The sequence below is a fragment of the Ruminiclostridium cellobioparum DSM 1351 = ATCC 15832 genome, from assembly GCF_000621505.1.
Classification (GTDB): Bacteria; Bacillota; Clostridia; order Acetivibrionales; family DSM-1351; genus Ruminiclostridium; species Ruminiclostridium cellobioparum.
In genome coordinates, this window is the sequence record NZ_JHYD01000024.1 from 55,250 (window position 1) to 71,753 (window position 16,504).

Consider the following 16,504-nt stretch of genomic DNA (forward strand, 5'->3'; position numbering starts at 1 on the left):
AAAGTTCACCAAACATCTGAATTTACTGTTTGTGTATTCAACCTTTTATCAAAAAAATTCTGGGAGGAATATTTATGAAAAAAGCTTTAAAATGTTTAAGTTTACTCATGGCAGCTCTGATGGTATTTTCACTGGCCGCATGCGGCGCTCCAGCCGGAGGGGAAGCAAATTCGTCTGACTCGGCAGCTTCGGGAACTCAGCAAAGTACGGCCTCATCTGCCGGAAGCCAGGCACCTGTGACCTTGACTTTCACACATATGTTCCCTGCGGGAGATACTGAAGGTAATGCCATAGCTTTCCGTAAGTCCCTGGATAAATTTAAAAGCGAAAACCCCAATATCACAATAAACGAAGAACCTCTGAGCCATGACAACTACGAGACCAAGGTCAGAACCCTGGCTGCCGGAAATGAACTGCCGGACATATTCATCGTCAAGGGGTCAATGACCAGCATGTTTATAGAAAATAAATTAATAAATCCGGTTGATGATGTCATCAACAGTGATCCTGAGTGGAAGGAAGCCTTCCTGCAAGGTGCATTCGATGACTTTGTGGTGGATGGCAAGAGCTATGGAATACCATTCCAGATGCTGAACACCCACTTGATATATTATAATAAGAAATTGTTCAACGATGCCGGGATTACGGCCTTCCCCTCAAACTGGAGTGAATTCACGGATGCTATAAATAAACTCAAAGCAAAGGGAATTATACCGATTTCTTTGGGAAATAAGGGTAACTGGGTGGCGGAATCCTGCATATTGAGCACACTTGGAGACAGGTATACAGGCACCGATTGGTTTAAGAGCATAAAAGAGAAAAAGGGAGCCAAGTTTACTGATCCCGAATTTATAAGTGCACTTAAAGCATTGCAGGATCTTGCGAAAATGGATGCCTTCAACACAGATTTAAACAGTATTGACAACATGCAGCAGAAAACTGCCTATTACAACGGCAAAGCCGCTATGTTCATGGAAGGAAACTGGGCTATAAGCAATGTCATAAATGACGCTCCGAAAGATATTCTGGACAATACGGAATTAGCCCTGCTTCCGGCAGTGGATGGCGGAAAAGGTGATGCCATGGCCAACTCGGCAGGTGCTGCCTGGGCTTATAATGTAAATTCCGAGCTCAAAGGCGATAAACTTGCCGCCGCCTATAAAATATTAAAAGCGGTTACCGATGCAGATTATGCTACTGTTTCAGTTGAATCAAATGCGTTCCCTGCAAGCAAACCCAAGAATATTGACAAGAGCAGGCTGGCACCGCTTTCAATAAAGTATCTGGATCTGGCAGCCAAAATCAAGCCGGTTCCCATATATGACGCACAGCTTTCGGCCGACCTTATACAGGTTATGAATACCGGTCTGCAGGAATTGCTTATAGACGGTATTTCACCTGAGGACCTTGCTAAAAAGATTCAGGCTGAATATGAGAAATAAATAATTCGTAAACACAGGCTCTATTTATACGGGAGATAACCTGTAGCAGGTTACTCTCCCGGTATTCTATTACTATTTGTTTGCGTGAACCTATATATGAATTGCACGCAGATGGGAGATTAATATGACAAGTAGAACTCTCAGACCTAAAAATCGCGTTATTGCGGCTTATTTAGCTCCCGGTTTGTTGATATATTGTTTTATAGTAATAATTCCGTTGTTTATATCATTGATTTACAGCCTTTACAATTACAGCGGCGGTGCCAGTATGAAATTCATAGGATTGACCAACTACCGGCATTTGATCAAGGATATGGATTTCTGGGGTTCCTTTAAAAACAATCTGATCATTATATTACTGTCAATGGTGGGGCAAATTGGTATAGCGCTTGTAATAACAGTATTTATGATGTCTAAACTCTTAAAACTTAAGGCAATACACAGAAATATAATTTTCCTTCCCGTGGTGGTATCGGCAATTGTCGTAGGCTTTCTCTGGACAATAATATATAACAAGGATTTCGGTTTGCTCAATTTCCTGTTGAAGTCGCTGGGGCTGGAATCACTTATTATTCCCTGGCTTGACAATCCCAAATATGTGATCATATCGGTGAGTATGCCCATTATCTGGCAATATATAGGTTTTTATCTGGTAATATTTCTTGCGGCTATTCAGAGTATCCCCAATGAAATATATGAAAGTGCCGATCTTGACGGTGCCGTCGGAATAAAAAGATCCATGTATATTACCATCCCGCTGATGTCGGATACCTTGAAAGTTGCGGTTATGCTATGTATTGCCGGCAATATGAAAATTTTTGACCACATATATGTGATGACGGGCGGAGGCCCCGGAACAAGCTCGATGGTAATGGCACAATACGCGTATATAAACTCCTTTATAATGTTCAAACTGGGCTATGGGAGTGCTATTTCGGTGGGTATACTGGTACTGAGCCTTTCACTTATTCTCCTGAGCAGAAAACTTTGGGGAGGGAAAAACAATGAAGCTTAAAATATTAAAGATCGCCTCACAGACATTTATTAACCTGTTTATGGTCATATTCTCCATAACATGCCTGTTTCCGCTGATATGGATGTTTTACTCTTCACTGAAAACACAAAAGGAATTCAGTCTGGATATAATATCTTTACCGGGTATTCTGCACTTTGATAATTATATGGAAGCAATAAAAGTAGGAAAAATGCATATGTTTTTCGGGAACAGCCTTTTCAACAGCGTATTTTCAGTTGTGCTTATCATTATAATAGGATTCGTTATTGCATATTTCCTGTCAAGGTATAACTTTAAAATGAGAAACCTCATATATGTACTGTTCCTGTTTGGAATGCTCGTACCGGTACACAGCCTGCTAATACCTTTATTTATTCAATTTAAAGTCCTGTGGCTGCTGGACAAACGGTTTACTTTAATATTGCCGTATGTGGCATTCGGGCTGCCCATGGCCATATTCCTGTTTGAAAGCTTCATTAAGTCGGTGCCGGTGGAAATTGAAGAAGCTGCCTATCTTGACGGCAGCAATACAAGTACCATTATTTTTAAAATAGTTTTACCGGTATGCAGACCCGTACTGTCAACAATACTTATTCTGTCTTTTTTGAATTCATGGAATGAGTTCCCCTTTGCTCTGATCCTGCTTAGAAAGCAGAGCCTCAAGACCATTCCCATCGGATTGTCGAATTTTAATGGAGCATATTCGGTAAATTATCCCCAATTGATGGCAGCAATGGTGATAGCGGTACTTCCGGTCATTATCATATATTTATTAGCTTCAAAAAGGATAATTGAAGGTATGACTGCCGGTTCAGTAAAAGGGTAATGTCATGGTACGCCGGTTATGTGATGGAATTGTAAATAATCTGAACTTATATACAATACAACGTTATGTTAATAAATAAAAAGGAAGGTGCTTGAAATGGAGAGAGGTATTTATTTTGACGGCTGGTACAAGGATAATCACTGCTATCATCCCAGTTTGCCGCTGAGAAGCATGCAGATGATCGAAGATCTGGAGAGATATAACGGCACATTGCTGGTATGGTCGGCGCTGGGCGGAGGAGTGATATCACTGCCCTATCTGGAACATGAAGCCTTCGGAGAGGTTGACCCCAGACTGCGTTTTTATGGATATATGAATGATTCCGAGTTTATAGCCGAATGCAACAAGCGCGGCATAAAGGTTTTTGGAATAGTTTTCGAGGTTCAGGGCTGGGAATTTCCTGCAATATACAGCGATGACAAGAAATCCTTTAAGGAGCTCAATGTAATAAAGGACAATAAAGACCACGACTGGTACGGCTTGCGTGAATTTACCAAAGACCGGAACTATGAAGTTTTCGGAAAGAAATTCTCCGACTATTTCCCTGACGGATTATATAACAGTGACGGCAAAGAGGTTACAAACATCTGGGAGGAATGCTGTGCCAGGGATTTCAACGGGGTGCCCTGCCATGCGGAATGGGTGGAAGTAAAGAATCATGAACATATAGCCTATTCCATGTGCAGGAATAATCCTGTTTGGAGAGAATACCTGAAACAGATAATGAAAATTCAGATAGACGCCGGTGTTGCAGGAATACAGCTGGATGAATGCGAGCTTCCCATGACTTCGGTAAGGTATGGGGGTTGCTTCTGTAAAGATTGTATGAAACAGTTCAATGCATATCTAAAGGAATTGGAGGCAAAAGGCCGGCTGCCCGAGGAATTAAAGGGTGTTGATCTGGATACCTTCAACTACGGTGAATACCTCAAAGCCAGGAAGGTTGTCTATCCGGGCAATATTGAAGAGCTGCCTCTTTATAAATTCTACTGGGAATTCCAGCTTGGTGCAATAAAGAAATATTTTAAGGAACTGGCCGACTATGCAAAGGGATATGGCAGGCAGCAGGGAAGAGAGGTACTTGTTTCGGGTAATTTCTTTGATATAATGCCGTGCTACTACCCTATGGAACCCAGTGCCGACGTTATAATAACCGAAATGAAGCAGAGCATATTAAAACAGGCGCACTGGTACAGGTACGTGGCCGGCTTTGCAGGGGACAAACCTGTAATTGTCGCAGAAAATCCCTACGGCAGTGCCGTATATGAACTGGTGGACCTGTTGAATGCCGGAAAGGGATATGATCTTTACAGACTCCTGCTCATAGAAGCTTCTGCATACGGGTGCAATATGTCGGTGCCGTACGGTGCCTGGATGGGAAATACCGTAAAGGATGCTTTCTGGCCTCCGCGCAATGTAACTGTGGAAGTGCAGGATTTTCTGCTGAACAATGAAAGACTGTATTCAAAAAAATCCGGTGCCAATGTGCTGGTGTTGTACAGCTTCCCCAGCAATTACTGGAACGAAGCTATTGCAGGGTATTCGAGCAGCGTACTGGACGGTGAGGAGGAGGGAACTCTCTCCTACAGCGTAATAGATCCCGACGATCCAAACGGTGTGAGAATGCCGTTCTGGGAGGTGGTGAGACAATTGTCTCAAAACCAGATTTCATATGATGTTAAGTTTATGGCCGACGGGGACTTGAGGGAGGACTCCTTTGGTGTGGAGGACATCCGGAATTATGAGTTGGTGGTACTTCCTGCATGCAGCACTCTTACCGCAAATCAGGCCGAAATAATTGATAAATATGCTGCCGGCGGCGGAAAGGTATTAATTTTCGGAGCTGCTGCAGAAAATATAGACGGCTGGCTTGAGAAAATGAAAGAGTATAAGAATGTTGTATACTGTCTGAATGACAGCTATAAACCAAAAGCGCTCAAAGAATTTAACAGGGCTTTTGAAGCGGTGTACGGGGATATATGGAAAGTCAGGACGGATAACGCTTCGGTGGGGCTGCAAACCCATGCGCTGGAAAACGGATTGGCAATACATCTTGTAAATTACGGCTACTCCAGGGAGCTGGATGCGGTAGAGCCGGTAGAGGAGCTCAATATAAAAGTATGCGTGAAGGAACAGGAATTTGGTGATATAATAGTCCATACACTGCAAGGCCGGAAATTGGAATATGAAACCGGTATGGAGGGAGATGTCATGAACATCAAAATCCATCAGTTACCTCTTTATGCCGTTGTTGAACTGATTAATAAATAAATAGCGTTGATGGGAAAGGAGTGTTATTCTTGATCAGCAAGCAGGAATATGACAGTGCAGTTAAAAGGGCTTTATCCTACTTTGAGGAAGCGTCCATAATTCTTACCGATGCAGAAAAGAATAAAATCGAAGTTGCCGATTTCGGGCTGAATGATCTCAAACAAACAGGGCTTCAGCTTATAACCTATGTTAATACCGAAAGAGTATGTTCAAAGGAAATGGTGCTTTTCCCCAATCAGACCTGTCCTGAGCACAGGCATCCTGACAGGAGCGGAGTTCCCGGGAAGGAAGAAACCTTCCGCTGCCGGTACGGCAAGGTATATTTGTATGTGGAGGGTGAAAAAACAGGAACCCCGCATTGCAAACCTCCAAAGGGCAGTGAGGAATACTACACCGTATGGAAAGAGGTGGAACTGAAGCCGGGAGAGCAATATACCCTGTATCCCAATACTCTCCATTGGTTCCAGGCCGGTGACGAGGGAGCGGTCATTTCTGAATTTTCTACAAATTCGGATGATTTTTCGGATATATTTACCGATGAAAGAATCAAGAGAATTCCTCAACTGGAGCAGGGTTGACCGTCCTAACCAGTTAAATTGAATAAACGCATAAAAATGAGCCGGGACACCGGCGGACATTCTTGAAATGTACCGCTGGTGTCCGGCTCATTTTGCAGATTATTACAGGTTAATGCTGTTGAATCCGATCAGTTCAAACCCAGCTCCCTGCGTTTCTTTTCAATATGGTCCACATATATCTGAATTGTTTTTTCTGCATCCAGCTCCACTACAACCTTGCCAAGTCCTAGTGTCTCTGTTGTCTCGGTAAGGGTTTTTACCACAACATCACTTCCCGTTATGGAAGGCACGGGTGCCACATGGACCAGCCAGCCCAGTGCGACTGCCGTACAGGCGTCGGCAACGGCTTTTTGCTCAAGATATTCCGGTGCACCGATTACAAGAGGCAGCAGGTTTGTGTCAACATTAAGGGCATCAGCCAGTTCCTTGGCAGTATGGGTCATTTTGCCGATATCCACACAGGCGCCATAGGTGAGTACAGGCGGGATGCCCAGCTGCTTACAGACCGCTTTCAGGCCCTCGCCGCATTCGTCTGCAGCGGCGGGATTGGTAAGGCCGGTATATTCCATGACGGAAGAGGTGCAGCCGCCTGAAAGCACAAGGATGTTATTTTCGATAAGTCCTTTTGTGATTCTGAAAATGTTGCTGCCCCCCTGTCCATAACGTGCGGTGGTACAACCCACTATGGTAGCTATACCTCTGATATTGCCGTTGGCTATCTGCTCTATAAGGGGGTCAAAGCTTCCGCCAAGGGCATTTCTGACCGACTCGGTGCTGAAACCCACCATACAGTCGGAGGTGTGGGGCGGAATATAAGTTTTACGGTTCTCGGACTTTCTTTGTTTAAAGGCGTCTATGGCCATTTCAAGAGCTTTTTCAGCCTGCTCCTTCATCTTTTCAGGCACAAAATCAAGAGCTTCGGTGCCCTGGAGACGGATGACGGGATGTGTGCTGAGGAGCTTGGTTCCGAAACGTTTTGCATACAGAGGCATGGTGGGGACGGTACAGTTGTAGTCAAACATGAACATGTCCACAACGCCTGTTGCAAGCAGGTATTCCTGCGAAAGCCATTCACCCTCCTGACCGCCGTAGCCCTTCTGGTTGTGGGTGCCGTCATAATTGATGAGCTGCTGACCTTCGCAAACATGCCCCAGAATCTGTATCCCGTCGGCTCCGGCGGCTTTGGCCTTCTGCTGCCATTCGCCGGTGGAGGCCAGATCAATGGCGACATGTGCCAGCAAAGGCATATGCCCGTTGGTTACCACATTGATCATTCCTTCCTTCAACAGGCCCATATTCTGTTTTTTCATGGCAATTTCCTGAGTGCCCATCAGGATTTCCTGGATTATATCCAGGAGGAAGAGGCCCTGGTACTCATTTGCAACTCCAAGTCTGACACTGTTGAGCAGGAATTCCACCGGATCGGAGGTGAAGTTGGTCATGCAGCGCGTCTGGGCATATGCCACTTCACTGTAGCCGCCGCCCGGGAAGAGGCCAAGCTGCTTCCACAGTTCCTTGCGTTTTGCGGGCGCGAAGGCTTCAACTGTTTTTGAAGGTATGTGAAAAGGTGAATGTATGTCGTCAATGACCCACTGGGCAAAATCTACCGCAAGCTTTTCCAGGGGTACGTTTATGTTCAGGCCTGCCATGTCGGCATATTTTTTCAACTTTTCAGGATCTCTGAGCCTGAGTCCGCTCTCGGGGTGCTCACCGGCCGCCTTCAAGGTCCTGGCGGCCTGATGGCAGTGGAATATATTGGCGGAGGTTCCGATGGTGACATGACGGTATACAAAATTTCTTGAAACCATGGTGTGTGCGTCCACGCCGCAGGTTCCCCTCGGAACCTTGTCGTTTATACGGCAGGGCCCGTTGGCACAAAGCTGGCAGGACAGGCCCTCAATACAGAATTTACACTGGATGGGCTGCTGTTGGCTGAACCTGTCGAACACATTTGTCATTCCTGCATCATGAACTACCTGGTACATCTCTCTCATTGCAGGGTCGATTATAACATTCAGTGGATAGCCTTCCTTTGACTGATCATTCTTTTGGATATGTTCTCTCTGCCAATTGTGAACGTCCTCCATGGCCGGAGACTTTTGAATTTTGTCGTAATCCACCTGTATGCGGTTATGAATATGGGTGTGGGTATTGGGATCGTTTGAGTGCTCATTTGTAAGCTTTGTTCCGAAGGTGGTATTATCGCCGCGCATGGTACCTGCGCTGCGCTGATAGGATTTTTCTATATCTTTATCGGACATAATGCATACTCCTCCTAAAATATTATTTATTCTATATTTTTACTCTTTTAGCCGATTATATTCTGCGACATTTATGAAGTCAGAGATGCTAAAATCAATACTAATTTTTTACCCTATAAAAAATTAGTAAATTATGTTTATTACTGTTTTATTTTGTATATAAAAGGGAATAAAATAATTAATCAAAACCACTTGCATAAGTTCTTGTATTCTATATAATAATTAAATAAATCCAGCGGGAGGGAGTGCTATTTTCTTGGATGTAAAAAGGAGTTTTGGTATAGGGCTTAAACTTTTGATATTTACTTTTTTGACACTTTTTATTCTTCCCGGATTCAGTACATATGCAAATAATCTAAATAAAAAAAATATACTGATCATAAATTCATATTCGGAAGGCTTATCCTGGACCAAGAATGAGAGCGACGGAATTTTGGACACACTTGAGGAAGCCGGCGAAATGTTTGATATATCCGTAGAATATATGGATTGGAAGACCTATCCCTCAGGGGAGAATCTGAAATATCTGCATAATTATATGAAGTATAAATATTATCAAAGGAAAATTGACGTGATTATTTCCACTGATGATGCCGCTCTTAAATTTGCACTGGATAACAGGGCCGAGCTGTTTGACAATGCGCCAGTTGTTTTCTGCGGTGTAAACCCCGAAGGAGTCAGAGTCCTGACTTCCGGAAAGGAAAACATAACGGGAGTGGCCGAGAAAGTGGATGCTGAGGGTACGATCAAAGCGGCTCTGGGAATCAATCCTGAATTAAAGGAGATTTACGTGGTTTTCGATAATTCTGAAAGCGGTATTTCAACCTGGGAATTGATAAACAAAGCAGCCGCTGAAGTTTGTCCATATATAAGACTGGTGCCGTTAAACTCCGGAAATTACACAGCCATACTCAATAGAGCCGGAGATGTGGGCAAGGATGGAATAATACTTATGACCACCTATTACAGCGATACCGACGGCAATACCTTAGGCTTTGAAAAATTTACCGAAATGGTATGCCAGGCCAGTAAAGTTCCGGTATATCATCTCTATGAATTCGGACTGGGTCACGGTGTTGCGGGCGGAAGTATGCTCAGCGGACGGGTTCAGGGCGAGCTTGCAGGAAAAATGGCTCTGAGGGTGCTGAACGGGGAGAATATTTCGGATATTCCGGTTTACATGGACAAAACAACTCAGTACATGTTTGATTATAAAGTACTTGGTTTGTTTAATATCAAAACAAGCCTTGTTCCACGCCGAAGCATAATAATTAACAACCCTTATTCGGTATTCAGTGAATATAAAAATTTTTTTATATCAGCCTCAATAATAATAGTGCTGCTGAGCGGTTTTATTATAATATTGCTGTTTTATCTCAGAAGGATCAATAAAATAAAGCGGGAGCTGGCCGACAGCAATTCGGAATTATCGCAGTTGTACGAAGAGTTGACAGCCTCCGACGAAGAACTCAGGATACAGTATGATGAGCTGACTGAAATGCAGAAAAACCTGGTTCAGAGTGAAACCCGGTACAGGCAGTTATATGAAAAGATGCTCAATGGTTACGTTGTATTTGAGCCTGTTCTGGACCGGGAGAATAAAATTCAGGATATAAGATTCATTGAATACAACCAGAGTTATTTGCAGCAGATGAAAGCCAGTGTTTCTATTAGCCTGGGTCAGACCTGGACCGAGGTTTTCGGAACTGTAAACCGCAATCAGCCGGTATACCTGAGAGTCTTACTGACCGGAGAGACAGAACAGTTTGAGGCCCATGATGCCAAAAATAATCAATTCTTTCTTGTCAATGCTTTTAAATTGAATGAGAACCAGATAGGAGTGGTATTTGAGAACATAACCAATTATAAATCGGCAATAAGGGAAATCCGCAAATTGAATGAGGAGCTGGAAGAGAGAGTCCAGGAGAGGACACAGGAGCTTCAGTCGGCAGTTTCACAGCTGGAGTCCTTTACCTATACCGTGTCCCATGATCTGAAATCACCTCTGAGAGCTGTGGACAGCTATATCAGAATCATTATGGAGGATTACGGGAGGACAATAAACAGAGATGCAGCCGGAATGCTCACAAGTGTAAGGAATATATCCAAAGAAATGATGGAGATGATAAATAAATTACTCCTGTATACAACTGCCTCAAGATCGGAACTGAATTTCGAAGAGGTCAACTCGGAAGATTTATTCCTGGCCTGTTTTAATGAAATGAAAGCAGCATACCCCGACAGGAATATAGACCTGATCATTGAAACCGGACTTCCCAATGTAACGGCCGACAGAATCCTTCTGAAACAGGTAATAAATAATATATTGTCAAATGCCTTCAAATTTACGAAAGGTCGTGAAAAGGCACAAATCAGAATAGGCTCTGCGCTGACTGAGAAAGAGTATACATTTTATGTAAGGGATAATGGAATTGGTTTTGATATGAGCTATTCAGGCAAGCTCTATGGCATTTTTCAAAGACTTCATACCAGTGATGAATTTGAGGGCTCGGGGATCGGTCTGGTCACTATAAAGAAAATAATTGAAAAACATGGAGGAAGCACCTGGATAGAGGGAACACAGGGAGTTGGGGCAACAATTTATTTTACCCTTCCTTATATTGAAAAAAATGCTTGAAAATACGGCGTCATACAATGTACTTGTCGAGGAGGTAGGATATTTGCTAAAGGTTATGCTTGTGGATGATATGGATGTGGTGAGGCTGGAATTAAAACGGATGCATGTTTGGGGTGAAAAATCAGGCTTTGCTGTTGTTGATGAAGCAAAAAATGGTGAAGAGGCCCTTGAAAAACTTCAAAGAAACAAAGCAGATCTGGTGATTACAGATATAAAAATGCCAAAAATAGACGGAATGGAATTGTTAAGTAAAATTGTCGCGCAAAATCTATGCCCCTGTGTTGTCCTGCTGAGTGATTTCAGTGAATTCAGCTATGCCAGACAGGGTTTAATCCTGGGGGCATTTGATTTTTTGGCCAAACCGGCCAATGCCGAAGAGCTGGAAAAATTACTTGAAAGAGCTCATGAACATATAGTCAGTAAGCAGCGTGAGACAGAGCGGGTTAAAAAACTTGAAGAGGTATTCAAAGAAAAAACCGAAGAATTTTTCCACGAGGCCGACATAGATGAAATCGCCGAACTGATTCAAAGCAGGGACAGCAAAGCGGCTGAAAAGATCAGACATATTATGGAAAGAATCGGGGCGGGTCTGGACTATGACACAATGAAGGTCGAGGGCGTGATGAAAAAAGGTGTTCCCCAGGTAATCGAAGCAATTCTCGATACGAATGGCTGGTTTGAAAAATATATTGACGTAGCTGAACTGGGCATAGTTAACATACACCGGTTTGATGATTTTGATGAAATACTGGATTTTATAATGAAGGATGTCGGCAGGATTATTGCTGTTTTTAACACTTTGCAATTGGGGTATCCGGAAAAGGGAATTGTCTGGGAAGTCTGCAACTATGTACTCCGGAATATTGACAATGGGCTTTCCCTGCAAACCGTCTCTGAGAATCTATACGTGAACAGAACCTATATAAGTGAGGTATTCAGGCAGAAAACAGGCCTGTCCTTCATTGAATACCTTACCAGGGTTAAAATTGAAAGAGGAAAGCAGCTGATGGGCAAGGGGTTAAAGTCCTATGAGGCAGCCGAGACACTGGGGTTTAAAGATGCTGAGTATTTTGGAAAGTTATTTAAAAAGCATACCGGCAAATCTTTATCTGAATTTCGCCACAAAAAGTAAAAATTCTACAAAAACCGAAAAAATTCGGGGTAAATTCTAACATATTTCTGTTCTGGTTCAAAGGATAAACTTGTATTATTGGAATATAAATACAGGTTTATCCTTATTTGTTTTTCAAGGATAATAGTGGTTTGCAATATCTTAATTCATAAACTGCCGGCAGTTGAATTTTTTCACCGGACAATATGCGTTTTAGATGTGACGGACCGCTGGAGCAAGGGCTTCCATAGTAATATCAGGATGGGGGGAGAAGGTTGTTTTCTGGCAAACCGGATAAAATTACATTAAAAATTACGGCTATTTATTTGTTGATAGGGGCTGCATGGATACTTTTATCTGATAAGGTACTGAACTTTCTGGTAAAAGATTTGGAATTGGTAACCGTTTTCAGTTTAATCAAGGGTTGTTTGTATGTTGTTATTTCAGGTTTACTGATATATTTTCTTATAAACAAATCCATAAATCAAATAAAGGAAACAGAGGCTGATTTAAAGCAAAGCTGTAATGATTTCTCAGATGCCAACATAAAGCTTGAAAAGGCAAACCGGCAGCTGGCAGAGTCACAAAAGGAGCTGGAAGAGCAGTACCAGCAAATACTGATTGATCAAAAGAAGATCCAGGAAAGTGAAGAACGGTACAGATTTATATCTGAAGCGACAAATGATGCCATTTGGCAGGAAGTGAACGGTGTAACTACTTTCTCCGACAGATGGTATCAGATTACGGGTTACAGCATATCCGACATTGAGGAGGCGGAGGGGGGCTGGGAGAGCTTTATCCATCCGGAAGACAGGGCTTTGGTCAGAGACAGGATGCTGATCCACAAGAGCTGTAAAACTCCTTATTTCAATTGTGAATACCGTTTCAGGAGGAAGGACGGAAAGTATATTTGGATTTATGCAAGGGGGAGAGCCTACTTTAATGCAAAAGGGGAGTTTTGCCACATGGCCGGCTCTTATACCGATATAACGGAGTTGAAGGAATATGAACACAGGCTGCACCACCAGGCATATCATGATCAGCTTACGGGCTTAAAAAACAGATTTGCACTGAATGAAAAATTGAATTCTCTTATTAACGAAAGCAGAGATAAAAAGTTTGCCTTGATTTATATAGATATAGACAATTTCAAGTATGTAAATGACACAATGGGGCATAGATTTGGAGATCTCCTGCTGATGCAGATAAGTGACAGACTTTTGGGAAACGAGATTTCAAATTCAACAGTATACAGGATCGGCGGAGATGAATTTTTAATCCTGGTTGAAAAATATTATAAAAAAGAAAATCTGGAAAGAATAGCTGTCAATATTCTTAAGGCATTCAAGCCCTGCTTTGTGGTCGGTGACTTAAATACCTATACCACCATCAGCATTGGCGTATCCACCTATCCCGAACACGGAAATGAAACCGATGAATTACTTAAGAGTGCTGATATTGCAGTATACAAAGCAAAGGAGGGGGGCAGAAACAGGATAGTTTTTTTTAATACTCCCATGAACGAAGAAATAACTGAAAGAATGACAATAGAGAAACATCTTAGAAATGCCCTGGACAATAATGAATTTGAATTACACTATCAACCGCAGCTGGATATAAAACGCAGCGCGATTTCAGGCTTTGAGGCGCTGATGCGCTGGAAAAATCCTGAACTGGGCTCTGTGCCTCCAATGAAGTTTATCGGTATTGCCGAGGCAACACATTTGATAATACCGATTGGAGAGTGGGTGCTCAGGGAAGCCTGCAGATTTCTGTGCAAGCTTGAGAAAGCGGGCTACAATGGCTTTAATATTGCGGTAAACATATCCATGCTCCAACTGCTGCAGGACGATTTTGCCCATATGGTCATGGATATCATAGACTCTTTTGGGTTGAATCCCAAACAGATCGAGCTTGAAATAACCGAGTCCATATTGATGGAATCATACGAGGTAATTGCAGGAAAGCTTAAATTGCTGCGTGCAAGGGGGATCAACATCGCGCTGGATGACTTCGGGAAGGGATACTCCTCCCTGAATTATCTGAAGAACCTGCCAATAACAACTTTAAAAGTGGACAAGTCCTTTATAGATACAATATCAAATACCGGCAATGATAAATCTCTTACAGACCTGATTGTAAAAATAGGGCGGTCCATGGACTTGTGCGTGGTGGCTGAAGGTGTCGAGACACAGGAGCAAATGGATTACCTTATCAAACATAAATGCCACAAAATACAGGGCTACCTCGTGGGCAAACCCATGCAGGAAGCAGATATCACGAAAAAGATCGAGGAACAGAATAAAATTGCTTTTCAGGAGGTTTCAAATCTATGAAATTAAGGGTTAAATTGTCTATTGCAATGATTACAATGATGCTGTTGACAATAGCGATTATGGGGACTATAGCTCTGTTAAAGTCCACGGGTACTATCAGTGATATTACACGGTCTTCCATGACAGAAATAAACCAGCAGGATGCAACCATCATCCGTTCAATGATTGATAAGGAAAAACGGAATATTCAGTTGGTGGCCGATCAGGAGGAAGTCAAAGAGATACTTGCAAAATCAAAAAATGGTGAAGTATTCACTGATATACAGGCGGATTTTGGTTTGAAACTTCAACAGATGGTTAAAGATGCAGGAAATATTGAACACATTTTTATTGTTAATACACGGGGGATTATTTGTGCCGACAGTGATTCAAAACTGCTTGGGACAGACATTAATGACAGAAATTACACAAAAAATGCATTGACTTCCGGTCAGCCTGTAATCAGTGAAAATCTTAAATCCAAGTCAACAGGTGCATATATAGTGGTTTTTGTTTATCCGGTAAAGGTTGATGGGCAGCTTGCAGGTTTTGCAGCAGCAGCTGTGAATACCGACAGCATGGTAAGGTATTTAACCGATACCCGTATACTTGATACTGATTCAAGCTATTCATATCTGGTGGATGAAATGGGAAATATGCTGTATCATCCCGACAAGGAAAAAATCGGCAAACCGGTTGAGAATGAACAGATAAATGCCGTTGTGCAAAGAATAAAGAAAGGAGAGACGGTAGAGCCGGATGTAGTTCAATACAATTATAAGGGAAAATTGAAACAGGCCGCCTACAGGGTGATAAGCGAGACCAAATGGACTGTCATTGTAACAGGTGATATTGGTGACATAATGGCACCTGTAAACAGCATGATATATTATATACTTGCCGCAGGCGGGATTTTGGTGTTATTGTCTCTGCTCTCAGGGTTTTTGATAGCCACCAGGATATCCAACCCAATCATAAAACTTACCCGGCTTATAAATAAAACCGCAGATCTGGATTTAAAATATGATGATAAATATGAATATCTTATCAAGAACAGGGATGAGACAGGAATTATCGCAAAGGCCACATTCACAACCCGCCAGGTGCTGAGGGAAATGGCCGGAAAGCTCCACGACGTATCACAGGTTGTAATGGAAAATGCCGAGAAGATGGAAAACCTGTCAAACAACATTCAGGAAAATGCCCATGACAATTCTGCAACAACGGAGCAATTGTCGGCAGGGATGGAGCAAACGGCAGCCTCCTCAGAAGAAATAACGGCTACAACCGGAGAAATTGATTCCAGTGTCGGTGCAATCGCTCAAAGGGTCAAAGACGGAGCGGAAAAATCCGGACAGATAACAGAAAGAGCGAATACCCTGAGACTGGATGCAATGGAGTCTGCAAAAAATGCCAGGGAAATCTATGAAAATGTTAAAACCAAAATGGAAAATGCCATACAGGAATCAAACACAATTACCCAGATAAGTTTATTGGCCGAGACCATACTCTCAATTACGGCTCAGACAAATCTTCTGGCTTTGAATGCGGCAATTGAGGCTGCAAGGGCCGGAGAGGCAGGAAAGGGTTTTGCGGTTGTGGCCGATGAAATAAGAAAATTGGCCGAGGAATCCTCAAAAACAGCGGCCGGTATTCAGGGAATTGTAAAAAATGTCTACTCTTCAGTAGGCCATATGAAGGAGAATTCAGAAGCCATACTCACCTTTGTTGATAAAAATGTTCTGGCGGATTATGAAAAGCTGACAGAGGTGAGTGAGCAATACAACAGTGATGCGGAATATATCAATAACCTTATGTCGGAATTTGAACTTGCTGCAAATCAGCTTGACACTGCAGTTTCAAGCATATCCACGGCAATGAATGAAGTGGCCGCCACCATCAATGAAAGTGCCAAGGGCGTACAGGATATTGCTGAGAAAACAAACGACATAGTTGAAAAAACAATTCAGGAAACAAGGCTTGCAGATCAGAATTCACAGGGAGCCAGAGAGTTAATGTCTCTTGTTGAGCGGTTTAAGATATAGGA

10 protein-coding genes are annotated in these 16,504 nt (G+C 42.7%); 9 read left to right on the top strand and 1 reads right to left on the bottom strand.

What is annotated here, in order from left to right:
• Positions 1-74 precede the first annotated feature (74 nt).
• From T344_RS0109595 to T344_RS0109615, 5 genes are all read left to right on the top strand, one after another.
• Complete coding sequence (locus tag T344_RS0109595) at positions 75-1,442, top strand: extracellular solute-binding protein (RefSeq protein ID WP_027628519.1); 1,368 nt, start codon at positions 75-77, stop codon at positions 1,440-1,442.
• A 124-nt stretch (positions 1,443-1,566) separates the two neighbouring features.
• Positions 1,567-2,457, top strand: a complete 891-nt coding sequence (locus tag T344_RS0109600) for a carbohydrate ABC transporter permease (protein ID WP_027628520.1) — start codon at positions 1,567-1,569, stop codon at positions 2,455-2,457.
• Positions 2,447-3,283, top strand: coding sequence for a carbohydrate ABC transporter permease (locus tag T344_RS0109605; RefSeq protein WP_027628521.1), 837 nt, complete (start codon positions 2,447-2,449; stop codon positions 3,281-3,283). The genes T344_RS0109600 and T344_RS0109605 overlap by 11 nt, the downstream gene beginning before the upstream one ends.
• 96 nt (positions 3,284-3,379) lie before the next feature.
• Positions 3,380-5,554 (top strand): hypothetical protein, encoded by a 2,175-nt coding sequence (locus tag T344_RS0109610; protein ID WP_027628522.1) that lies wholly within the window; start codon positions 3,380-3,382, stop codon positions 5,552-5,554.
• 29 nt (positions 5,555-5,583) lie between these two features.
• Positions 5,584-6,132: a D-lyxose/D-mannose family sugar isomerase gene (locus T344_RS0109615; RefSeq protein ID WP_004627695.1), complete on the top strand. Its 549-nt coding sequence runs from the start codon at positions 5,584-5,586 to the stop codon at positions 6,130-6,132.
• Positions 6,133-6,260: 128 nt separating this feature from the next.
• Here the strand turns inward: T344_RS0109615 and cooS are convergent, their stop codons facing one another.
• Positions 6,261-8,393 carry an anaerobic carbon-monoxide dehydrogenase catalytic subunit gene (gene cooS, locus T344_RS0109620; protein WP_027628523.1) on the bottom strand — a complete coding sequence of 711 codons (2,133 nt, stop codon included), beginning with the start codon at positions 8,391-8,393 and terminating at the stop codon, positions 6,261-6,263.
• Positions 8,394-8,649: 256 nt separating this feature from the next.
• On the opposite strand from cooS, the gene T344_RS29685 reads away from it, so the two are divergent.
• The 4 genes from T344_RS29685 to T344_RS0109640 all read left to right on the top strand — a co-directional run bounded on the left by T344_RS29685 (position 8,650) and on the right by T344_RS0109640 (position 16,502).
• Positions 8,650-11,031 (top strand): ABC transporter substrate binding protein, encoded by a 2,382-nt coding sequence (locus T344_RS29685; protein WP_051571734.1) that lies wholly within the window; start codon positions 8,650-8,652, stop codon positions 11,029-11,031.
• A gap of 43 nt (positions 11,032-11,074) precedes the next feature.
• A complete protein-coding gene (locus T344_RS0109630; RefSeq protein WP_162178030.1) occupies positions 11,075-12,163 on the top strand; it encodes a response regulator transcription factor in 1,089 nt (362 codons plus the stop codon).
• A gap of 254 nt (positions 12,164-12,417) precedes the next feature.
• On the top strand, positions 12,418-14,478 hold the full coding sequence (locus T344_RS27960) for a putative bifunctional diguanylate cyclase/phosphodiesterase (RefSeq protein WP_051571735.1): 2,061 nt from the start codon (positions 12,418-12,420) through the stop codon (positions 14,476-14,478).
• Positions 14,475-16,502: a methyl-accepting chemotaxis protein gene (locus tag T344_RS0109640; RefSeq protein WP_027628525.1), complete on the top strand. Its 2,028-nt coding sequence runs from the start codon at positions 14,475-14,477 to the stop codon at positions 16,500-16,502. Before T344_RS27960 ends, T344_RS0109640 begins: the two co-directional genes overlap by 4 nt.
• Positions 16,503-16,504 lie beyond the last annotated feature (2 nt).